The organism is Thermohalobaculum xanthum, from assembly GCF_016623495.1.
GTDB lineage: Bacteria > Pseudomonadota > Alphaproteobacteria > Rhodobacterales > Rhodobacteraceae > Thermohalobaculum > Thermohalobaculum xanthum.
In genome coordinates this window covers 108,054-130,656 of sequence record NZ_JAEHHL010000012.1, presented here as the reverse complement: position 1 = coordinate 130,656, position 22,603 = coordinate 108,054, and the positions used below count along the sequence as shown (strand labels likewise).

The 22,603-nt window shown below is 66.7% G+C and carries 15 protein-coding genes; 3 read left to right on the top strand and 12 right to left on the bottom strand.

What is annotated here, in order from left to right; genetic code table 11:
• Positions 1 to 34: 34 nt before the first annotated feature.
• Entirely contained in the window at positions 35 to 664 is a 630-nt protein-coding gene (locus tag H0I76_RS17390) for a response regulator transcription factor (RefSeq protein ID WP_234455408.1), read from the bottom strand.
• The gene (locus tag H0I76_RS17385; RefSeq protein ID WP_200612872.1) at positions 661 to 2,286 is read right to left on the bottom strand and encodes an ATP-binding protein; all 1,626 of its coding nucleotides are present in this window, start codon (positions 2,284 to 2,286) and stop codon (positions 661 to 663) included. Before H0I76_RS17385 ends, H0I76_RS17390 begins: the two co-directional genes overlap by 4 nt.
• A gap of 369 nt (positions 2,287 to 2,655) precedes the next feature.
• On the opposite strand from H0I76_RS17385, the gene H0I76_RS17380 reads away from it, so the two are divergent.
• Complete coding sequence (locus H0I76_RS17380; protein ID WP_200612869.1) at positions 2,656 to 4,401, top strand: adenylate/guanylate cyclase domain-containing protein; 1,746 nt, start codon at positions 2,656 to 2,658, stop codon at positions 4,399 to 4,401.
• A gap of 16 nt (positions 4,402 to 4,417) precedes the next feature.
• On the opposite strand, the gene H0I76_RS17375 is transcribed toward H0I76_RS17380, so the two are convergent.
• From H0I76_RS17375 to H0I76_RS17345, 7 genes are all read right to left on the bottom strand, one after another.
• Positions 4,418 to 5,500, bottom strand: coding sequence for a PLP-dependent cysteine synthase family protein (locus H0I76_RS17375; RefSeq protein WP_200612866.1), 1,083 nt, complete (start codon positions 5,498 to 5,500; stop codon positions 4,418 to 4,420).
• Between the two features lie 212 nt (positions 5,501 to 5,712).
• Positions 5,713 to 6,267 carry a c-type cytochrome gene (locus tag H0I76_RS17370; RefSeq protein WP_200612863.1) on the bottom strand — a complete coding sequence of 185 codons (555 nt, stop codon included), beginning with the start codon at positions 6,265 to 6,267 and terminating at the stop codon, positions 5,713 to 5,715.
• Positions 6,264 to 7,388: a hypothetical protein gene (locus H0I76_RS17365; protein ID WP_200612860.1), complete on the bottom strand. Its 1,125-nt coding sequence runs from the start codon at positions 7,386 to 7,388 to the stop codon at positions 6,264 to 6,266. The genes H0I76_RS17370 and H0I76_RS17365 overlap by 4 nt, the downstream gene beginning before the upstream one ends.
• 109 nt (positions 7,389 to 7,497) lie before the next feature.
• Positions 7,498 to 8,472 carry a sulfotransferase domain-containing protein gene (locus H0I76_RS17360; protein ID WP_200612857.1) on the bottom strand — a complete coding sequence of 325 codons (975 nt, stop codon included), beginning with the start codon at positions 8,470 to 8,472 and terminating at the stop codon, positions 7,498 to 7,500.
• Positions 8,473 to 8,797: 325 nt separating this feature from the next.
• Entirely contained in the window at positions 8,798 to 10,153 is a 1,356-nt protein-coding gene (locus H0I76_RS17355) for a GAF domain-containing protein (RefSeq protein ID WP_200612854.1), read from the bottom strand.
• On the bottom strand, positions 10,150 to 10,701 hold the full coding sequence (locus H0I76_RS17350) for a hypothetical protein (RefSeq protein WP_200612852.1): 552 nt from the start codon (positions 10,699 to 10,701) through the stop codon (positions 10,150 to 10,152). Before H0I76_RS17350 ends, H0I76_RS17355 begins: the two co-directional genes overlap by 4 nt.
• 165 nt (positions 10,702 to 10,866) lie before the next feature.
• Positions 10,867 to 12,477, bottom strand: coding sequence for a GMC family oxidoreductase (locus tag H0I76_RS17345; RefSeq protein WP_200612848.1), 1,611 nt, complete (start codon positions 12,475 to 12,477; stop codon positions 10,867 to 10,869).
• Positions 12,478 to 12,853: 376 nt separating this feature from the next.
• On the opposite strand from H0I76_RS17345, the gene H0I76_RS17340 reads away from it, so the two are divergent.
• Both H0I76_RS17340 and H0I76_RS17335 read left to right on the top strand, forming a co-directional pair.
• Complete coding sequence (locus tag H0I76_RS17340; RefSeq protein WP_200612846.1) at positions 12,854 to 14,425, top strand: Re/Si-specific NAD(P)(+) transhydrogenase subunit alpha; 1,572 nt, start codon at positions 12,854 to 12,856, stop codon at positions 14,423 to 14,425.
• Positions 14,426 to 14,440: 15 nt separating this feature from the next.
• On the top strand, positions 14,441 to 15,877 hold the full coding sequence (locus H0I76_RS17335; RefSeq protein ID WP_200612844.1) for an NAD(P)(+) transhydrogenase (Re/Si-specific) subunit beta: 1,437 nt from the start codon (positions 14,441 to 14,443) through the stop codon (positions 15,875 to 15,877).
• A 187-nt stretch (positions 15,878 to 16,064) separates the two neighbouring features.
• On the opposite strand, the gene H0I76_RS17330 is transcribed toward H0I76_RS17335, so the two are convergent.
• The 3 genes from H0I76_RS17330 to H0I76_RS17320 form a co-directional block, all read right to left on the bottom strand.
• Positions 16,065 to 18,998: an H-type lectin domain-containing protein gene (locus H0I76_RS17330; protein ID WP_200612842.1), complete on the bottom strand. Its 2,934-nt coding sequence runs from the start codon at positions 18,996 to 18,998 to the stop codon at positions 16,065 to 16,067.
• 256 nt (positions 18,999 to 19,254) lie between these two features.
• Positions 19,255 to 20,367 (bottom strand): AI-2E family transporter, encoded by a 1,113-nt coding sequence (locus H0I76_RS17325; RefSeq protein WP_200612840.1) that lies wholly within the window; start codon positions 20,365 to 20,367, stop codon positions 19,255 to 19,257.
• Between the two features lie 97 nt (positions 20,368 to 20,464).
• The gene (locus H0I76_RS17320) at positions 20,465 to 22,498 is read right to left on the bottom strand and encodes a mechanosensitive ion channel family protein (RefSeq protein ID WP_234455407.1); all 2,034 of its coding nucleotides are present in this window, start codon (positions 22,496 to 22,498) and stop codon (positions 20,465 to 20,467) included.
• Positions 22,499 to 22,603 lie beyond the last annotated feature (105 nt).

The following is a 22,603-nucleotide window of genomic DNA, read 5'->3' as shown; positions in this document are numbered from 1 at the left end:
AGGTTGGAAGCAATTGGACCGAGGTGTGTGGTCCCTACGCCTTTCGGGTATGGGCGCTCAGCCGGTCGGCCAAGCGGACCAGATCGGGAAGGGAACGCGCGTCCATCTTGCGCATGACATTCGCCCGGTGAACCTTCACGGTGACCTCGCTCAGGCCAAGATGCGCGGCGACCTGCTTGTTCGACTGCCCGTCCGCGACAAGCTCGAACACCTCGCGCTCCCGTTGGGTCAGCGAATTCACGCGCGAACCGATCTCGTCGACCAGCGTGGCTTCCTCGCGCCGCGCTTGGTCGATCTCGAGCGCCCGGCAGACGGCGTCGAGCAGGTCCTGATCGCGAAACGGCTTGGTGAGGAACTCGACCGCCCCGGCCTTCATGGCCGCGACCGACATGGGGACGTCGCCATAGCCGGTGACGAAGATCACGGGGAGCGGCGCGTCCGAGCCGGCGAGATGGCGCTGGACTTCCAGCCCGCTCGGCCCCGGCAGGCGGACATCGAGCACGACGCACCCGGGAATGTCCGGCCTTTCGCTCGAGATGAATTCGGCCGTCGAGCCGAAGGTCTGGACCTGATGGCCGACCGAGCGCAGCAGGCTCTCCATCGATGCGCGGATCGAGGGGTCGTCATCGACGACGAAGACAACGGATTCTTCGGGGGTGCTCAAGATCGTCCTCTCTCGTCGGCCTCGGGCAGGTCCTGCGCGGGGATCGTGAACTCGAAGCGGGCGCCGCGAGGTGTCACATCGGATACCGAGAGCCGCCCGCCATGCGCCTCGACGACCGCCCGGCAGAACATCAGGCCCATGCCCATCCCGCCCTGCTTGGTGGTGTAGAAGGGCTCGAAGACACGATCGCCAACCTCGGCAGGAACGCCCGGTCCCGAGTCCTGCACGACGATGCGAAGATCGCCGGCCGCGTCGCGATCAGTCGAGACGCGAAGCGTCTTCGGACCCTGGTGCTCGATCTGCATTGCCTGAATCGCGTTGCTGATCAGGTTCGTCACCACCTGCTGGAACTGGACCGGGTTGGCCCACACCTTCGGGGCAATCGGATCGAGTTGAAGCTCGACCGAGATCCCCGCCCGATGCGCGTCGCGGCGCCACTCGGCCATGCAATCCTCGACCAGCCGGTTCGGGTCGATCGCATGGCGCCTGTTCTCCCCCCGGTCGAAGACTGCCCGGATACCGCGGATAATGCGGCCGATGCGGTCGCCGTCATGCACGATGCGTTGCAGGGCTGCCCGGGTCTCGTCAAGTTCGGGCGGGTTCCTCTCCAGCCAGCGCAGACCGGCATTGGCGTTGGTGATCATGCTCGCGACCGGCTGGTTCACTTCGTGAGCAACCGATGCCGAGAGAGCCTCGAGGCTCGAGACACGGGCCTCTCGCGCGCGCCGCTCGGCTGTCAAGGCGCGTGCGAGACGGGCATGGAGGGCCGCCGTGTCGGCAAGCAGCGCGACAAGGACCACGGAGGACGATGCGAGGCCACATAGGCGGCCCGCCCACCATCCCACCGTGAAGCGCGTGCCGCCGCTGACATAGGCGAGAAGGATGATTTCGACGAGCCAGGTGGCCAGCGCGACCATCACCCAGATGTCGAGCCGATGCCGCTTTCCCGACCATAGCCACCCCATGGCAGCAAGGCAGAGCAGCACCGAAGCCATCGGAACATACTGCCAGAGCGCAGCCACGTGGCGCTCATCGACCATGAATCTGGGCAGGCTGTCCGCATTGGTGAATATCAGCCAGGTTGCCGATGCCGCCGCCAAGACCGCGGCGGCCGTGCAAGTCCAGATCAGGCGAAGCCTTGACGGGTCTCGGTGGTCGGCGGTATCCGCCGATCGCTTCATGATCGCATAGGCGAGCACGAAGGCCGGAAAAGCCAGGCGGCGGAGCGCACCGAACCAGGCCGTGCTCTGCAATCCGGGTGCCGAGAAACCCAACTCGGCGGCGATTTCCGGGAAGCTCAGCGTCCACGGCGCCATCGTCAGCCCCGCAAACAGATATCCCATGGCCAGGATGTGCAGCGGCGGCCATGCATGCACCGAGAACAGCGAGAAGAGAAGCACCGCGGTGACGACGTCGCACATCAGCACGGCCGTGGCGTAGGCGGGGAGCAAGATCCCGGAATGGGCCAGGGCATGGTTCGCGACGGGTGTGATGCCAAGCAGTGCCAGGACCAGGATCACGAGGAGAGAGATCGCGGCGCGCTCCCGCCTGCGGGACGCCTGATCAAGACGCACATCGGCTGCCGCCATGGGGATGTCCTCGGGAATTCGCGCGTCGGACATGCTTAACCCCGGTCAAGATCGGAATGGCGCAGCGGCTGTGCCGGGTTCGCCAGCGGTCAGAAACGTCAGAAGCATTCAATAAGTGTGAGCGGGCACATCATGGGTCCGTGGCGGTCGCACTGGCAATGCTTCTCTCCTGCGTGCGGCATCCGCCCAGCGGCTCGACATCGCGTCCCCGCTCTCGTCGTGTGACAGGTCTTGCCTGCCGTCGTCCCGGACCCGACCGGGCTCGATCGGGCTGCCGGTCAACTCGGCGGTGCCACTTTCCGACAACGCGTCTAGCGTGTCTTCGGTCACTGCCGTATCCTGCGCTCCCACGACCCGCATTCCAGGATGAGCGCGAAGCAGAACGCTGGGAGCCCGCTCGCGATGACGCCCCTCAAGGTCGATCGGCGCCTCGCCGCGATCCTCGCCGCGGATGTCGAGGGTTATTCGAAGTTCGTGGCCGAGGATGAAGAGAACACCCTCGCGGAGCTGCGGCAACTGCGCGAGAGCGTCATCGTTCCGATGATCACCGACCACGGTGGGCGACTCGTCAAGACAACGGGCGACGGCTTCCTTGCCGAGTTTGCTTCGGCCGTCGATGCGGTTCGGGCCGCGCTCGGTATGCAGGGGCTGCTCTCGACGCGAGACAGCGGGCTCGTGATGCGCATCGGCGTCAACGTTGGCGACATCGTCATCGAGGGCGACGACATCCTCGGGGACGGCGTCAACATCGCTGCGCGCCTGGAGGCGATCGCGGACCCCGGGGGCATCGCGGTGTCGGGCGCCGTGCACGATTACGTCCAAGGGCGGATCGACGAGGTTTTCGAGGATGGCGGCCGCTGCGAACTGAAGAACATCGAGCGCCCGATCCAGGTGTGGCGCTGGTGTCCAGAGGGGGCAGCGCCGTCGGCGCGGCGCCGGTCCGCTCAGCCGCTGCCACCCGACAAGCCCTCGATCGCCGTCCTGCCCTTTGACAACATGTCGGGCGACCCCGAGCAGGAGTATTTCGCCGACGGAGTGGTCGAGTCGATCACGGCGGCGCTCTGCCGAATCCGCGCGTTCTTCGTGATCGCGCGCAACTCGGCCTTCGCCTACAAGGGCCGGCACCTCAACGTCCGGGACATCGGGCGCGAGCTTGGCGTGGCTTATGTGCTCGAGGGTTCGGTCCAGCGGGCGGGTAACCGGGTGCGGATCACGGTTCAGCTGATCGAGACGGCGGATGGCGGTCACCTCTGGGCCGAGCGCTATGACGGGTCGGTCGACGACATCTTCGACCTCCAGGACCGGATCACCGAGCAGGTTGCAGGTGCGTTGCAGCCATCGATCCGCCAGGCCGAGATCGAGCGTGCACGCCGAAAGCGGCCGCAGGAGCTGGGTGCCTACGACTACACCATGAGGGCGATGCGACACGTCTGGACGCTCGAGAAGGACGCGGCGACAGCGGCGCTCGAGCTTCTCGACCAGGCGCTCGAGATCGATCCTGACTATCCCCTTGCGCTTGCCCTCGCCGCGTGGTGCTGGGCGCAGCGCTCGGTCTACAACTGGGTGCAGGACACCGCCGGGGCGCGCGCCAAGGCGCTGTCGCTGGCGGACCGGGCGGCCAGTCATTCGACCGATGATCCGCTGATCCTTGCCGTTCTCGGGGCGGTCAATACCTTCGCACGGAATTACGGGGTGGCCCGCGTCCTCCTCGAGCGCGCGGTCACGCTCGATCCCAACGCCGCCTGGGCGCTGTGCCGGCTCGGCTGGCTCGAGGTCTACACCGATCGGCCCGACGAGGCCGAGCAGCATTTCCGCAAGGCCTTGCGGCTCAGCCCGCTCGACCCGATGAACTTCAACAACTATGTCGGCCTCGCGAGCGCGCGGCAGGTCGTCGGCGATGATGCGGCTGCGGCCGATCTGTTCATCCGGGCGCTCGAGGAGCGGCCTAATGCGTTGTGGATCCACCGGAACCTGGCGGCCTCGTTGCTCGCGGCCGGGCGCGAGGCCGAAGCGCAGGCCTCGCGCGACGTGCTGCTCAAGGCCTATCCGGGCTTCACCACGCAAATGTTCCGCGAGGCGATGGTCTTCTCGCCCCGCGTCCTCGACAGGCTTTGCGCCCTGCTGCAGCGCCTCGGCGTGCCCGAGTGAGGCGCGAAGGCGCGCCTCAGCCCATCTGGTAGCCCGGCGTCGAGCGCGAGATCGCCAGTTCCTCGGCGCTCATGTCCTCCTCGATGCCTTCGAACAGCGGCGTGGTCATGTAGCGCTCGCCCGTGTCGGGCAACATGCACAGGATCACCGACCCGGGGGCAGCGCGCTCGGCGATCTGCAGCGAGACCGCGAAGGTCGAGCCGCCCGAGATGCCCGTGAAGATCCCCTCGCGCCGCGCAAGCTCGCGGGCCCATTTCACGCCTTCCGCACCGGGAACGGGAATGAGCTCGTCGTAATAGGCGTTGTCCACGCTCTCCTGCAGAACGAACGGGATGAAGTCGGGCGTCCAGCCCTGGATGGGATGCGGTTCGAAGGCCGGATGGCTGGCGGCCGGCGAGCCGTCGGCTGTTCGCTGCTGCGACACGCCGCTGCCGAGGAGCTGGGCGTTGGCCGGCTCACTGAGCACGATCCTGGTGTCGGGGCGCTTCTTGCGCAGGATTCGCGCGACGCCGCTCAGAGTGCCACCCGTGCCATAGCCGGTGACGAAGTAGTCGAGGCGCTGGCCCTCGAAATCTGCCATGATCTCGCGCGCCGTCGTGGCCTCGTGGATTGCGGCATTCGCTTCTGTTTCGAACTGGCGGGCAAGGAACCAGCCGTTGGCCTCGGCCAGTTCGACGGCCTTGCGATACATGCCGAACCCCTTCTCGGCCCGCGGGGTGAGCACGACCTTCGCGCCCAGCAGGCGCATGAGCTTGCGCCGCTCGATCGAGAAGCTGTCGGCCATGGTGACGACGAGGGGATAGCCCTTCTGCGCGCAGACCATGGCGAGGCCGATGCCGGTGTTGCCGCTTGTCGCCTCGACGACCGTCTGTCCGGGCTTCAGCCGGCCCTCGCGCTCGGCCGTCTCGATGATGCTCACGGCAAGGCGGTCCTTGACCGACCCGGCGGGATTGAAGGCTTCGGCCTTGACGTAGATCGTCACATGATCGGGCCCCAGATTGTTCACCCTGATGCAGGGCGTGTCGCCGATCGTGTCGAGCACGTTCGCGAACAGGCGCCCGCGGCCCTGGGTCGTCCGGATGCCGTTCCCGTCTTTCATGTCGCTCTCCCATTCGCTGGCGTGCGGTCAAGATGGGCCGAGCCTAACACGCGATTGCGCCATCGCGGCAGGTGATCGTTGCGCTCGCCGCATTTTCCTGACCGGGGCCAGGCAGGGCCACATGGATCTCGTCCCGGCGCCGGTGCGGCGACCCGTCAGCGGGGGCCGCCGCGCCACCCCGACTGCGTGCGGATGGCGCGGCGGCGCTTGGCTCAATTGCTCGGCGGCGTCGGCGGCAGGGGATCCGGCACCTTGTTGCGGACAGCCGGGAGCTGGCGCAGGTAGGCGTAGATCGCGCCCAGGTCCTCGTCCGTCATCTGGCCATAGACCGGCCAGGGCATCGGCGGAAGGATGGGCCGTCCCTGGCCGAGATGCCTCCCGGTCCGCATTGCCTGGACGAACTGCTCCTCGGAGTAGTCCCGCAGGATGCCCGTCTCCGGATCAGGCGTCAGGTTCGCGGTAAAGCTCACGCCCCAGGGACCCGCCCAAGCCGTGTTGGTCATCGATACCGCCGCGGCCCAGGGGCCTTCGAGCGTCGGGCCCACGGTGATCACCTCGCTCTCGGGGTGACCCGAGAGCATCCGGTCCATGTCCCATTCGGGGCCGTTATCGCCCATCTTGAAGGGGGTATGGCAGTCGTGGCAGGCGGAGGTGTTCACGAGGTACTCGCCCCGCTTCACCCGCTCCGGATCCGCGGCCTCCCCGGCGCCCGCCGTGCCGCACAGGACGGTGGCGAGGGCCAGGGCTGGCAATCCGAATTTCGTCATTGCTTGCTTCCTTCATTGTGCAGGGCCGTGGTGGAGACCTCCTCCATCCCGGCAATCCAGCGGTTGATCAGATCGACTGCGTCGGCATCCACCAGGGACGTGCCGAGGGGCGGCATCTGGAGCGACGGCCAGCGCGAGGCCATGCGCTGCGGCAAGGCGCTCAGTTCCGGACGCCCCGGTGCGATTCTGAGGGCCGTTCCGGGCGCGAGGCCCGGCGGTGGTGATTTCATCGGCTGGTCCACCGTCGTCGCCATCGGTGCGGCATGGGGGTCGGCAACCGATTGGCGCAGGTTCAGGCCGAGCTTTGCGAGCGGCCCATGGGCGTTGTGGCAATGGCCGCAATTCCCGTGGAGGTAACCAAGTGCCGCGCGCTCGACGCTGGAGGTGCCGGGTGCCGTAGCCTCGATCAGCTGCGCGTCGAGACCGTGGATGGCGCCACCCTCGACCAGGGCTGCGAGCGACGCGTTCCGATTCGGCTGTCTCGTTTCGTCGAGCGTCGCCGGCTCGTCGTCGGTCGCGAGCTGCCGCGCGCTGAAGCCCAGCACCGCGGCCGGTCCGGAAAGATGGCAGACTTGGCAGTCGTTCTTGCCGGGGATCGCGTGCGAGCCGCCACCCGTCAGGGCGAAGGCGTTCCGGCGACCCTTTTCGGAGACGAGATACGCGTCCCGCCCGTCTTCGCTCCAGGCATAGGTCGCGAACAGCCAGCTGCCATCCGGCAGGCGCTCCATGTACCGGGTCTCGACCCTTCGGTCGGCGAAGGCGAACTCCTTCCAGAGCCGGGTGCCGACCGGGAAGTCCCACACGTCCGGGTTCGAGGCATCGACCGCGCTGCCCTGCGGCAGCGAGATCCAACGCCGCTTCTCGGCGCCGTCGGTCCAGAGGGGATATTGCGGCGCGAACGCGATATGCGCCGGATCGACGGCAAGCGCCGCCGGATCGGCATAGAGTCCTGTCCCGGCCAGCGTGGCTGGCGCGCCGGCTGCGGCAGTGCTGGGCATGGTGCCAGCAACCGGCGACCCGGACGCGAGTAGGAACTGCAATACCCCCAGCCCGGCCGACAGACCTGTCGCGAACAGCGCGGGCCGCACCGAGGATCCAAGGTTGTAGACGAAGTCGAACATGGCGTGCGCCCCCTCCGAGGAGGCCCCTCCGGAATAAAGTTCCAAGCGCCCCCGACGGGTTTGGCCGGGGGCGGCGTCGATCTGGTTGCCTTGGGTCGTGTGCCGCCCGTCAGCCGGTTCGTCGCATCAGCTCCGACGTGGGCGATCCCTGCGTGGCCGTGCCTTGTGCGAGACCCCGCGAGCCGTTGCCGCTGGCCAGCCAGGCGGCCGCCTCGGGGCCGAGCTTCTCCACTGCAAGGGTCTCGTACTTCTCGCTTTCCTGTGCCGTGAGCACATCGCGCCAGCGGCCGTTCGTGCCCTTGTGGATGAAGGTCTCCGCTCCGCCGTCCCAGAGGATGCCGCCAAGCGGCGCGCTTCTGGCCGCATTGCGCTTCATGTGATCGAAGCTGCAGTGGTCCAGGATCGCGGGCCAACGGTCGGGATCCACCTCGATCTCCAGGAAACGCGCGATGCGCGCGATCTCGCCAGCCATGTCGGCCTTGAGGTCGGCGAAATGGACCAACAGGACGTTTGGCAGATCGCGGATCTCCCACCAGCTCCGGATACTCTCCCAGAACGGCCAGAACGGGTGGCCGTCGCGGTCGAGCCAGTCGTGATAATACCGTCGGATCGATGCGGGCGGCGGCGCGATCGGCTCGCCGACCAGCCCGGGCGTCTCGTTGAGCACGCGGTAGAACTCGGCATTGGCTCGAGCGTGGTGGTTGTACATGCTCCACAGCACGTCGCGTCCGTCGCGGCCGATATAGATGTACTTCGCCTCCGGCGAGAACACGAGCGCGTCGACGGGCAGGTGGGTCTTGAGGAACCGCCTGTGGGTCTGCGCCTCGACCATCGGCAGCTTTTGCTCCTTCGGGGGCACGCGCAGGTCGAGCCAGGGCGACAGTTCGGGCACGTTCACCTCCGCGTCGCCCGCGAAGATCAGCTGTCCGACGATCTGCTGCACCCATGTGGTGCCGGACTTGGCGTAGGTGCCGATGACGATGTCGTCAGGCCGGAACCTGAAGTCGTTCCAGATCGTCGAGTCGAAGTGGTGGTTGCGCACCTCCCGCGTCTTGCGCGGCCAGGTGGGGGTGTTCGGTTTCATTTCGGTTCTCTGGGCAATGTCTCGGCTTCAGCAGATCAAGGATGGAATCCAGGCGCCTTGCGCTGGTCCCGGCACGCCACGGGCGCGATGGGGTTGGTCACCGTCATGGTCCGGCGCGGCCGCCGGCGGGACGCCTCGGCTTGGCGGGTCCCGATGGCCACCCTGGCCGGGGCCGATGCAATGATCGAATGCTGCTGCGAGGTCATTTCCGTCACGCGCTTTGAATGCAAAGCGAAACCGGTGACCGGTCTCGGCGCGCAAGGAACTAGACCAATGCCAACGACGTGGCTCGGTAAGAATCCCCGCAAGAAATGCTAAGATTTTGCTAAGCGGTCAGCTTGCCACCGGCCACGGGGATATCCTCGAGCGAGAGGGTGCCGGGCACACACAGTCTCAACCGGCCGCGGCCTGCCTTTTCCAGCCTGATCGGACAGTCGCGCTCGCAAAGGCGCCGCTGCAAGAGGACAAGCCGCGCCTCAAGGTTCTCCGCGAACTCGGGCAGCCTCAGCGCAGGGTCGAGCCGCAACTCGCGGTTGGTGAACTCGGTCCGTCCGGTCAGGTCGTACTCCGCGACGAGCTTCCAGAAGATCGCGCCGGCCACGCCCTTGATGAGGTAGTCGTGATCGACGAAGACGCTGTTGTCCGCGGCGTAGTGGCGGATGTGGATCGCCTGTGCGGCGGCAACGCTCGGGCGGCTCGGGCCCGGCTCGGCCCCGACCGCTTCGAGACCCGATCCCATCAATTCGCCGAGGCGCGCGGCGACGAGCGACAGCGCGTCCTCGTCATCGTATCGGAAACGCATCGGCTCGGGGCTCTCGGCGAAGAGGACGCCCGCGGTACGCCCGCCGACCATGACCGGAACGGCGATCTGGCTCTCGGGCGCAGGAAGGCCGGGATAGGGGATCTGGGTCGCTTCGGGCGCGCCGAGGCCGTGATCGAGCGCCTGATCGCGCAGCGTGGCGCCGTAGCTGTAGTCCGCGGACATGTGCCCGATGCGGATCGGCACACCCTCGCGCGCGGCGACGCCGATGACGCCATGACCGAGCGCGATTTCCGAGCCGATCCCTGACCGCGCATAGCCCATGGAGGCGACCGTGTAGAGCCGCTCCGCCGTCCCGTCGCGGACCAGGATGATCGCGTGCTCGATGCTGAAATAACGCCCCAGGCAGTCGAGCGTTCGGTCGAAGAGCGCGCCAAGCTCGCGCGCCTCGCCAAGCTCGTGCCAGCTGCGCCGCACCGCCGAGAGCAGGTTTCGCGGCGCGTCCGGCGGGGCCGTGACCGGCCCCGAGGCGACGCTCACCGAACGGACATGGAAGATGTCGGCGCCAAGCAGCTGAAACACGCCTTCCATGCCGCTATGCGACGCGATACCGGCGAGCTTCGCCTTCATGATCTCGAAGAGCGGGCCTTCGGACTGCGTCTCCTCGTAGAAGAGGTCGAGCCGGTAATCGGTCACGGTTTCGGGGTCCATCACCGAAACGCTGGCCATGCCGGTGCTGAGGATGTTGCGCCGGGTCTTGTTGAAGAACTGGTAGCTCAGCGCGACGCGCTCACAGTCGACGTAATGGACTTGCGAGACGAGCGAGACGTTGGGAACGCCGTCGCCGTCGCAGGTCGCGAGGATCGCCGGCACGACGCCCTCGAAGCAATTGCGGATCACGTCGAGCGAGGGTTCGATCATGGTGCCAGCGCGCTCCCCGCGCTCGGGCCGGGCGTCTGCACGAACGCGCTCTCGGGCAGGAACTCGATCGCGGCAAGCTCGTGCGGCTCGAAATGCGTGTACCCGGCCGAGAAGGCCTCGCTGTGGCCGACCGAGACCAGCTCGTCGCGGAAGGCGCTCGTTTGCATGAATGCTGCCGGTCCGTCGAGCGGGGCCGGGCGGAAGATCTCGGCGTGTGTGCCCTTGAGCTGGATCGAGCGGTGCGAATGGGGCTTGGTGAAGGTCGCGGCAACGGACGCCCCTGCGGCAATTGCCTTGAGGAAGGGCAGGTTCGGCTCCTCGCGGAGCATCACCCGGACCCGCCCGTCCGCGTCGATCCGACAGGCCAGGCCTCGGGCGACGACCGGCCGCCCCCCACCGTCGCAGCTCGCCAGCACGACGCTGATGCCGCTCTGGCAGAATTCCGCGAGCTCGGTGGTGAGCACGCCATTGGCAAGTGTCTCACCCTTCCAGCCGCGGCGTTCGGCCAGTTCCTCGGAGGGGCTCGAAGGTTGGTCAGCCCGCGGCATGCCATGAGTTCCCATTGCCGAGCGGCAGCACCGTGCGCTTGTTCAACCCGAAGAACCTACCACCGCGGGGCGGTTGCAGAAAGCAGGATCGGCGCTGCATGGCGTGCCCGGCATCGGCCCCGGGATCGGGTGCCGCGCTGCCCGGTGCATGCCGGAGAGACAGGGTCATGTGTGGCAATCGGCGCGGATAAGGTCGGACGCCTTCTCGCCGATCATCAGGGTCGATGCGTTCGTATTGGCGGATGGCATGGTCGGCATGATCGATGCGTCCGCGACGCGCAGCCCGTCGATCCCGTGGACCTTCAGGCGATGATCGACGACCGCAGTTTCATCCGTGGCGGGACCCATCCGGCAGGTTCCCATCATGTGGAAGGTCGTCGTGCCCCGGGCCTTGGCGGTTTCGAGCAGCTCGGCGTCCGTGCGCACGTCGTCGCCGGGGAAGATCTCGCCCGCGAAATAGGGCTCCATTGGCTTGCTGCGCAGGATCGCGCGGGCCAGTTTCAAGCCTGCCAGCAGAACCCGGCGGTCGCTTTCCTCGGCGAGGTAATTCGGCTGGATCACGGGTTTCTCGAACGGATCGGCGCTGCGGGCCAGGACATGTCCGAGGCTGTCGGGTCGCTGTTGCCAGGCGGCGATGGTCATTCCGGGACGGTCGTCGAGCTGGCTCTGGTGGCCTTCCTTGTAACTCGCCGGCATGAAGGTGATCTGGAGGTCATTGATATCGAGCGCGGGATGCGAGCGCGCAAAGGCGTAGCAGGCGGTCGCGGGCAGAGCGAGGATCGACGGCCTTCCAGCCAGCCATTTCGCGAGCTCGGCGACGAACTTCAGGCCATGGGCGCGCTCGTTGAAGGTCTCGGCGTTCCTGACGCGCGCGGTGAAGCGCGGCGTGTAGTGGTCGCGCAGGTTCCTTCCGACCCCGGGCAGCGCGTGAAGACACGGAATGCCGATGCTCCCGAGATGCTCGGGGTCCCCCACGCCCGAGAGCTGCAGAAGCTGGGGTGAGTTGATCACGCCGCCCGAGAGGATCACCTCGCGGCGGGCGCGGACCTCGTGCATCGCCCCGCCACGCCGGTAGCGGATCCCGATGGCGCGCCTGCCTTCGAAAAGGATCGCGCAGGCCTGGGCGTCGGTGCGGACGTCGAGGTTCGCGCGCTTCATCGCGGGTCTCAGGAAGGCGCGGGCCGAGCTCTGCCGCAGGCCGCGCGAGATCGTGCGCTGCGTATAGCTCACCCCTTCCTGCCGGACGCCGTTGTAGTCGGGGTTCTCGGGAATGCCGAGGCTGGCCGCGCCGGCGATGAAGGCATCGCACAGCGGATGCCGCCACGGGCTCGGCGTGATGCGCAGGGGGCCGCCGCGGCCGCGTCGCGCATCGGGGTCGGGGCCTTGCCAGTCCTCGAGCCGGCGGAACAGCGGCAAGACGTCGGCATACCCCCAGCCGGGATTGCCGCGCTCTGCCCAGTGATCGAAGTCGCCGGGCGTTCCGCGATTGAAGATGTTGCCGTTGATCGACGACGATCCGCCCAGCGTCTTGCCGCGGGGGACCGGCACGTGCCGGCCGCCCGTCCATTCCGACGGCTCGGTCTCATACATCCAGTTGAGCCGCGGGTTCTTCATGAGTTTCATCCAGCCGGCCGGGATGTGGATCATCGGGTGCCAGTCGGCGGGACCCGCCTCGAGCATGCAGACCGTGACGCTGGCATTCTCCGAAAGCCGCGACGCGATCACGCATCCGGCCGAGCCGGCACCAACGATCACGTAGTCGAAGACCGATGTCATGGATGGCCCGCCCCCCGTGCTTCTTCCCGTCGTTTCAGTAGCGTGGCGAGCCCGGGCTGGCCAAGGGGAAGTTCGCCGCGAATCCCTGACGTTGCGCGGCAGTGATCTGCCGGGTGGTCCTGCATCGGCACGCTGCAAGCATCCGCGTCTTCCGGCGTGCAAGGCCGATTCGAGATCGCGCCGCCGCGAGGGGAATTCCCGCCTTCGGCATGTGATGCAGCGGCATTGCGTCGATATGCGGCAGGCAATCCGGCGCGTTTTCTGACCGGCCAGGACCCGTTGCGTCTGTTTCCTGCTGAAATGCGACATGCAATCCTGCTAGACGCATAAATCCCAATCCCACTCAGGATTCGTCGAAAAGTACAAGGATCCCGACATGAAGATCGGAGCACCGAGAGAGTTGGAACCGGGCGAGGCGCGTGTCGCGCTGACGCCTGAAAGCGCCGGCCGGCTTCAGAAGCTGGGACACGAATGTCTCGTCGAGTCCGGTGCGGGTCTGGCCGCTTCGTTCTCCGACGACACCTATCGGGCCGCGGGCGTCAAGGTCGTCGACACCGCTGCCGAACTCTGGGCCGAGGCGGACGTGATCGCCAAGGTGCGCGCGCCCATGCCGCAGGAGCTCGACGCGGCACCCGATGGCAAGACGCTGATCAGCTTCGTCTGGCCCGCCCAGAACGAGGAGCTTCTGGCCAAGCTCAATGCCAAGCGCATGACCGTGCTCGCGATGGACATGGTCCCGCGCATCAGCCGCGCGCAGAAGATGGATGCGCTCTCGTCGATGGCCAACATCGCGGGTTACCGCGCGGTGATCGAGGCGGGAAACAATTTCGGCCGGTTCTTCACCGGCCAGGTCACCGCGGCGGGCAAGGTGCCCCCTGCGAAGGTGCTGGTCGTGGGAGCCGGCGTCGCGGGTCTCGCCGCCATCGGCACATCGGTTGCGCTTGGCGCGATGACCTATGCCTTTGACGTCCGTCCCGAGGTTGCCGAGCAGATCGAGTCGATGGGCGCCGAGTTCGTGTTCCTCGATTTCGAGGAGGACCAGACCGACGGTGCCGAGACCGGCGGCTACGCCAAGCCCTCGAGCCCCGAGTTCCGCGAGAAGCAGCTCGAGAAGTTCCGCGAGCTTGCGCCCGAGATGGACATCGTCATCACCACCGCGCTGATCCCCGGCCGGCCGGCCCCCAAGCTCTGGCTCGAGGACATGGTCAAGGCGATGAAGCCGGGCTCGGTCGTGGTGGACCTGGCGGCCGAGCGCGGCGGCAACTGCGACCTGACCGTGCCGGACCAGAAGGTGGTGTCCGAGAACGGTGTCACGATCGTCGGCTACACCGACTTCCCCAGCCGCATGGCGACGCAGGCCTCGAACCTCTACTCGACGAACATCCGTCACATGATGGACGACCTCACGCCCGAGAAGGACGGCGTCGTCGTCGTCAACATGGAGGACGACGTCATCCGCGGCGCCCTGGTGTGCCACGAGGGTGAGATCACCTTCCCGCCGCCGCCGCCGAAGGTCAAAGCGATCGCGGCGCAGCCGAAGAAGAAAGAGCCCGAGGAGACCCCCGAGCAGAAGGCTGCGCGCGAGCTGGCCGAGTTCAAGAAGGCAGCGAACCGGTCGACGGCCCTGCTCGGCGTCGGCGGTGGTCTTCTGCTGCTGGTCGGAACGGTCGCGCCCGCAAGCTTCATGCAGCACTTCATCGTGTTCGTGCTGGCCTGCTTTGTCGGGTTCCACGTGATCTGGAACGTCGCCCATTCGCTGCACACGCCGCTGATGGCGATCACGAACGCGATCTCGTCGATCATCATCCTTGGCGCGCTGCTGCAGATCGGATCGGCGAGCGGCGTGGTAACGGTGCTGGCGGCACTTTCGGTTCTCATGGCATCGGTGAACATCTTCGGCGGGTTCCTCGTGACCCGGCGGATGCTCGCCATGTTCCAGAAAAGCTGATCGGGGACAGGAATAATGAGCATCGGCCTCGTGACGGCCGCCTATGTCGTGGCGGCAATCCTCTTCATCCTCGCCCTCGGCGGCCTGAGTAATCAGGAGAAGGCCAAGCGCGCGATCTGGTACGGGATCATCGGCATGGCGCTCGCGGTCGGCGCGACCGTGTTCGGTCCCGGCGTCGGCGCCTACGTGGTCATCCTGCTGATGATCGTGATCGGCGGGGTCGGCGGTGCCTATGTCGCCGGCAAGGTCCAGATGACCCAGATGCCCGAACTGGTGGCGGGCTTTCACAGCCTCGTCGGGCTCGCGGCCGTCTTCATCGGCCTCAACGCCGACATCGAGATGGGTCGCGCGCTTTCGGCCGTCGCGTCGGGCACGACCGATCAGCTCGGCGGGTTTGCTGCGACCATCGCCAAGAAGACACCGGTCGAGCTCAGCATCCTGAAGGTCGAGCTGTTCCTGGGCATCTTCATCGGTGCGGTGACCTTCACCGGCTCGGTCGTGGCTTATGGCAAGCTCTCGGGCAAGATCAGCTCCAAGGCGTTGACGCTCCCCTTCCGTCACCAGATCAACCTCGGTGCGGTGGCGCTCTGCCTGCTTCTCGGGCTGCTCTACCTCAACGGCGCAGGTATCTGGACGATGCTGCTGGTGGCGGTGATCGCCGGCGCGATCGGCTGGCACCTGATCATGGCGATCGGCGGGGCGGACATGCCCGTGGTTGTCTCGATGCTCAACAGCTACTCGGGCTGGGCCGCGGCGGCGATCGGCTTCACGCTGGGCAACGACCTGCTGATCGTCACCGGCGCGCTGGTCGGTGCCTCGGGTGCGATCCTCAGCTACATCATGTGCCGCGGCATGAACCGCTCCTTCGTGTCGGTGATCCTGGGCGGCTGGGGCGGCGAGACCCAGGCGGCGGGCGAGATCGAGGGCGAGATGATCGCCGCCGATGCCGACCATGTCGCGAGCGCGCTGAACGATGCCGACAGCGTCATCATCGTTCCCGGCTACGGCATGGCGGTCGCGCAGGCACAGGGCTCGGTCTCCGAGCTGACCCGCAGGCTGCGCGCCCAGGGCAAGAAGGTGCGCTTCGCGATCCACCCGGTGGCCGGCCGCCTGCCCGGCCACATGAACGTGCTGCTCGCCGAGGCCAAGGTGCCCTACGACATCGTGCTCGAGATGGAGGAGATCAACGAGGATTTCCCGCAGACGGACGTGGTCATCGTGATCGGTGCGAACGACATCGTGAATCCGGCGGCGCAGGAGGACCCGGGCAGCCCGATCGCGGGAATGCCGGTGCTGGAAGTCTGGAAGGCACGCCAGGTTTTCGTCTGCAAGCGCGGTCAGGGCACCGGGTATTCGGGTATCGAGAACCCGCTGTTCTTCAAGGAGAACAGCCGCATGTTCTACGGTGACGCGAAGGCCTCGATGGATTCGCTGCTGCCGCTTCTCGCCTGACGCGGCGTCGCCCGTTCGGGCGAGGTGACGACGAAGGCCGGGGACCGCGTGCCCCGGCCTTTCTCGTTCGCGTCCCTCAGTGCCATGGCGATGCGTGACCCGCGCCTAGTCGTCCCAAGAGAGCAGCCAAAATGAAAGCCGGGCGGCCAGCAGGCCGCCCGGCGAAGGAAGCATCGAGGCTTGGTGCTCAGACGAAGTCGAAGGCCTCGACCGTCGGCGTCTCACCCGCCGTGAGCAGCCCCGCGGTCTCGAACGCAATCCCCGAGACGTCTTCGAGCGCGTGCCACAGTTCGTCGTCGGCGCTCTTCTCCTCCTGCGCGAGGAAATCGGCGGTCGCGACCGATCCGTCGTCCGAGAGATCGTTCAGCCGCAGGATCGCCGGATCTGCGCCGAAGAAGCTCGCGATCCCCGCCGAGACGAGCGGATCCAGCCCGACCGCCTCGTCGAAGGTGAACGAGCCGCCAGCATGGCTCACGCCCTGGTCCATCGTGAAGGCCTGTGCGCCGATGCCGCCCCAATCGATGACGCCCGAGGGGGCGGACGCGTCGAGCGCGACCCAGCCGACCACCTCGGCGCTGTGCACGCCGTCGCTGGCCTCTTCTTCCTGGATGGCGACCTCGAAGCCGGTCGTCGTGACGTTCTGCACCCGCGCGATTGCCCAGTCGGCGCCATTGTCGGTCTGCAGTTGGACGATCACCGTCGGCACCTCATCGAAGGCCTCGTCGAAGGTCACGGCGGCGAAGCTCGAGGTCGACCCGGCGGCGAGATCCACGGTCCCGACCTCGAGGCGCGTGCCGTCCTCGAGTGTCCAGTTACCCTCTTCGAGCGTGAGCATCGACACGCCCTCGGGGTTGTGCCAGCCGTCGAGATAGTCCGGCTCCTCGAGCCGCATGCTGGCGCCCGTCGAGGTGACGCTGCTGACGGTGATCGAGGCGGGCTGGAAGCCGTCTCGCGTCGTGGGCGTGAGGAACACGACCGGCGCCGCGAAGGTGGCACCGTCCTGGTAGTTGACCACCCGCTCGATGTGATTGACCGAGAGGCCCTGCACCGCGCCCATCGTCACCTGCTCGAGGATCGGCTCGTACTCGATCACCAGCCGGATGTCGTAGAGGTTTGCCGAGTCCTGGCGGTCACCCTTCAGGTAGACCGCCGTATCGAGGAAGTCCTGCTCGAGGATCACGCCATTGGGCGTGATGGCGGACAGGATAAGGCCCTCGGGCATCTCGTCACCCGCGTTCAGCGAGCCGTTCACCTGTTGCCAGCCCTCGTCAATGATCCCGTCGGCATCGACGTCAAGACGGCCGGGATCGATGGTCATCCAACCCAGACTGGTGCCAAGCGGCGAGGGGTCGGGGATCCCGTCGCCGTCCGCGTCCTCGCCCCAGTCGAGCAGGTTGAGCGTGGTCGTGGTCAGCTCGCCCGTCTCGTACTTGATGTTGTCCTTCTGGTAGGGGGGCGGCGTGTTCGGCGTCAGCGGCACCTCGAGGCCGGGAAGATCCTGTCCGAACTTGTTGGGCGTCAGGCGCCAGCGGGGGCCGGAGACCAGCGCTTCCTCGGTATACCCCTCGAGCGCGGCGTCCTCGGGGCTCCGGAAGCTCTCGTAGACGTTCTTGTATGGGTCGTCGGGGAACATGTCGTACGACCACTCGAACGGCTCGCGGTCGACGGTCGTGTACCAGGCGGCCGTGAAACCGGAGACGAGATCCGACGACTCGAAGGTCAGGTCCGCGTCCGCCGCCGCATCGGCCAGCGCCATGTCGCGCAGGACGGTGCCGATGGGCGTGCCCGACATGTCCTCGTTGCGGTAACCGACGAGGGCGCCATCGGGATCATAGACCGCCGTGCCGCCGGCCCCGAGGTCGATCTCGCCGGTCGGGGTCAGCTTGAAGTAGCTGGCCAGCAGATCGCCCTCGCCATTGTAGCTGTCGACGGGCGAGACCCAGAGCGTATTGGTCGCATCGTCCGGATCGGTCACGATGTAATGCGACGGTAACCGCCCGATCGCGGCCTCGTTCTCGTAGTCCTCGGGCCGGACCTGGTCGTTCGGATTGTTCGTGATGTCGTGGACGATGATCAGCTCGGCCCGGGTGATCTTGAAGCCTTCCGACCCGTTCTCGAGGATGTCCGCGATCCCGTTCTCGTCGAGATCCTCGGTCCACTCCTCGGGGAGCTCGAGGTTGACCTCCATGCGGATGTCGTTGGGCCGCTTTACCGCCTCGCCCCAGCGATAGAGCAGCTTGCCGTCGTCCTTCAGCGTGACCGAGTAATCGGTGCTGTAGGCGATGTCGTAGGTCACGCTCGACTCGTTCGGCTCGAGCAGATCGACGAGATCGGCCGGCGCGCCGAAGCCGTTGAGGAAGCTGTCGACCACATCCGCGGTGCCGTCATTGTCGAGGTCGATGCCGCCAACCTCGATCTTCTCGACGGTGCCGTCGCCATCAGTGTCGTAATCGAGCGTCACGGTGCGCGTGGTGAAGGCGTCGTTGATGCCATCACGGTCGAAGTCGATGTCGGAATGGAGCGTGTCGGTGCCACCCACGTTGTCGATGGCGCGCTGCAGCGCCTCGGTGAGTTCCTCGACATAGTACTCGTGAACGAGGCCCGGCTCGAGTGCACCGTCCGGCCCGGTCGGGCGCAGGTCGAGCATCTTGAGGTCGTTGTCGAGCGGCGCGATCGCGTCCGGATCGCCGGGGAAGGCCTGGTCCGAAAGGACGTCCGCCATCGTGTTGTAATGCTCGGTCGATGCTTTCACGGTCGCGCCGCCGAGGCCAAGCGACCATGTGCCGAGCGGGGCGCCCGAGCGGAACACGTCGGTTTCGGCATTCCTCAGCGCGAGGCCGATCACCGAGGTCGAGTCCGAGGGGTCGAAGATGTTGCCGGCGAAGCCTTCGGCATAGTCCCCGTCGAGCACCTTCTGGTCGGCACCCAGGAAGTCATTCACGTAGAAGCCGAACTCGCTGTCGATTCCGTAGAGTTCGTTGCCGTCCTTGTCGATGTAGGGCGTGACGACCGACCCTGTGAGATCGAGGAAACCGGGATCGTCCGCGAAGGTAAGTCCCGAGAATGTCCCGGTGATGTCATCGATGCTGAAGATATGGGTCGGCGAGTTGTAGACAGTCATTTCGCTCCTCCTGGCGAGCACGGAGATACCCGTCGGGCGCACGCTTACGCCTTGTTATGATTGGCCTTTGGCCTACAGGAGGAGTTCTACATATAGATAAATTTTAATTCGTTGATCCAAGTCAAAATCGCCCCACCATGCGTCGCGCGGTCGCCATGCGGCGCCCGGCCCCGCATGGTTGCGGGCCAACGCGCCGGGTAGGGGCGCCCGGCTGGAAAGGAGGCGACGGGCGGGGATCAGGCCTTGCGGGGAAGCCTCAGGACGCGCCGCGGTCGATATGATCCCGCAAGGCCGCTGCGGCGGCTTCCTCGTCCATCGAGGCGATCCAGACCTTCATCATCTCGTAGAACATCGCGAGAATGACCGGCCCGATGAAAAGGCCCGTGAGCCCCGAACTCAGCGTGCCTCCGACGACGCCGATGAGGATCACGACCATGGGTGTCGTAAGGCCCCGTGCCATCAGGACGGGCTTGAGCACGTTGTCGCAGAGCATCACGGGGATCATGTACACGGTGAACAGCAGTGCCGTGGTGGTCGCCTCCACGCTCCAGACGTAGATGATCGTCGGAAGGATGGCGATCATCGGGAACTGGATGATGGCCGCGCCCACGGTGAGGGCGGCGACCAGCCCCGCGAACGGTATGCCCACCGCGACGATGCCTATGGTCGCGAGCCCCCCCTGGATGATCGCCACGCCAATCACCCCGCGCGAGACGTTGCGGATCGTGGCGATCGCCGTCTCGAGGAACAATCGGCCGCGCGTCGAGGCGATCCGGCTGGCCAGCCGGTCACTTACCGCGCCCAGCGGCTCGGAATAGCTGAGCAGGGCCGCGGCAAAGATTACCGAGAGCGCGAATTCGATCACGCCGCGCGCCAGCCCGGCTCCTGAGCCCAGCAGGAAGACGCCGAACTCCTTGATCTGGGGCGCGAACTGCTCGGCGGTCTTCTCGAGATCGGCATGCGCTCCGTCCCAGAGCCGGTAGACCGTGTTGCCCACCAGCGGCCAGTCGCGGACAGTGGGATCGGCCGGCGGGATCTCGAGGCGCTCCTTGCCGAGCCTGTCCGCGAGCTCCAGCGTCGAACCGATGATCGAGTCGACGATGAGCACGGTCGGGCTGATCAGCAGCACCAGTCCGAGCAGGGCCAGCGCGGTCGCCGCCATTCCGCGGCGCCCTCCCAGACGGTCGCGCAGCCAGACGAAGACCGGGTGAAGCGCGACCGCGAGGATCAGCGCCCAGATCAGGATCGGCACGAACGGCGAAATGAGCCGGATCGAAAGCCAGGCGAACAGCGAGATCAGCCCGAGGGTGACAAAGATGTCGACGGAGTAGCGGAGCACCCGCTGACGTTCCTGATTGCCGTTCGACATGGCGCATCCCCAATTTTGCCGGCGTCGTGACGGCCGGTCTGATCGACGCGGCCCGCCCGCGTCCGGTCGTTGGCGGCGCCCTTGGCCGAAGGGCCGGTCAGGCCCGGGCCGATGGCGTCGATCCAGCTTCGGCCGCCGCCGCTTTCGTCAATGCATCCGCCGACACTCCTTCCGTGCCATGCGGTTCGTCGGCCGCGCGCACGACCACCTCGCGCCCGCCGAAGGCGATGCCCTCGTGCTCGAAGAGCTCGTTGATCTTCTGGTAGACAACCTTGCGGACCGCGAACTGGTCGCCGGGGCGCGTCTTGAACTTGACCCGCGTGATGATGCCGTACTCGTCCATCTGGTAGACGCCCTGGCTCTTGAGCGGCTCGACGAACTTCGTGCCGATGACGGGGTCTTCGAGCAGTTGCTGGCCGAGCTTCTTCACCAGCTTGCGCACGCGTTCCGTGTCGGTGCCGAAGCGGACGCGGATCGGCAGCTTCATGATCACCCAGTCACGCGAGAAGTTGGTGAGCTGCTTCACCTCGCCGAACGGAATGGTGTGCAGCGGGCCGGTGTGGTGGCGAAGCTGCATCGAACGGATCGAGATCCGCTCGACGGTTCCCTTCGCGCCGCCGGTGTCGATGTACTCACCGATCCTGAAGGCGTCATCGATCAGGAAGAAGACGCCCGAGAAGATATCGCGGACCAGCGTCTGCGCGCCGAAGCCGATGGCAATGCCGACCAGCCCGGCGCCGGCAAAGAGGGGCGCGATGTCCACGCCGATGGACGACAGCCCGACCATCGCGACGATGACGAGGATCGCGATCAGGATCGCATTGCGAAAGAGCGGCAGGATCGTCTCGAGCCGCGTGCCGCCGGCACCGCCCTCATCGCCATCCTCGCGCTCCTCAGCCGCTTGTCCGCCTAAACCTCGTTCCTCGGCGATGCGCTGGTCGAAGGCCGTCCGGATCGCGTCCCATCCGATCCACGCGCCGACCGAGATGATGAGCACAGTGAAGGCGGGGCGCATCTCGCCCGCGTCGCTGAAGATGTCGACCTCCCATTCACCGAGAACGACCGCGAGAGCGATTGCGCCCACGATGACCAGCGCGGAGCGCTCCGCCCATGCCCTGAAGGACGACGCGGTTTCACCCGCCAGCGGCGGCGGGAACAGCCGGTCGATCGCGAGGAGCGCGACGGCGTAGATGATGCCCGCGATGATGCCCGCGACCACGGGGGCGAGCAGGAGGCCGCCCACCTCGGCGCCCGACAGGCGGCCAAGGATCGTCGCGGCCACGGCGGCGATCGTGTAGCCGATGAACAGCAGATGCCAGTTTCGGGAAATCCACGGCGCCCTTGGGCCGCTCTCGCCGCGTGCCCTGCGATACCTGAGCGTCCATGCGGCCTGTCCGAACAGCCCCGCACCGAGAACGGTGGACAGGCTCGCGACCGCGTTCACCGCGCCCACCGGCGCGCCGATGCGCTCGAGCCAGGTTGCCAACATCACGACAAGGCCAATTGCGCCCACGCCAATCATCACGCGGCGATAGACCCGTTTCGACACCGCGTCTGGTATCGCGAAGACGCGGGTCGCGGGATCGTCGGGCGAAAGCATGAACCGGAGGAAGAGCAGCGCAAGTCGCATGACGACGAAGGTCTCGAAGACCGACAGCACCACCGACTCATGCCCCGGCAAATCGTCCACCGCGATCGCGGCGACGAAGAAGCCCGAGCCAAGCCCGACAGCGATGGCGACGGCGCGCAGTGCCGCCCGGCTCAGCGCATAGCGTATTCTCGCGCCCCGGTTGGACGAAAGCTCGGGGGCGTTGTGGATCAGGAGCCGCTCGAGCCGTGCCGCGGCAAGACGCTCGACGACAAGGCCGCCGAGGCCGGCGATGAAGGCGATCACGAGCGCGGGCCACAACCAGCCAGGATCGGAACGCCCCGACAGACCTTCGAGGATTGGCGGCAACGTCTCGGGCAGCGCCTTGACCTCGGCGATGCTCTGTCTGGCCTCGGCCAAGACGCGGCGCGACCATCCGGCCGCACGCTCGGCGAAAGGCGGCTGGCTAAGCGGTGCGGCCGCGGGGGGAGGCGCGGCGCCGATGATCACGACGGGGACGCCGGCGCTCTTCGCGGCCTCCATGATCTTTGCCGCGGCCTCGGAGGACGGAGCCGGCGGCGGGGTTTGCGCGGTCGCAGCGCCGAGCATGAAGAGAACCGCGAATGCGGCTGCAGCGGCGCGCCGGCA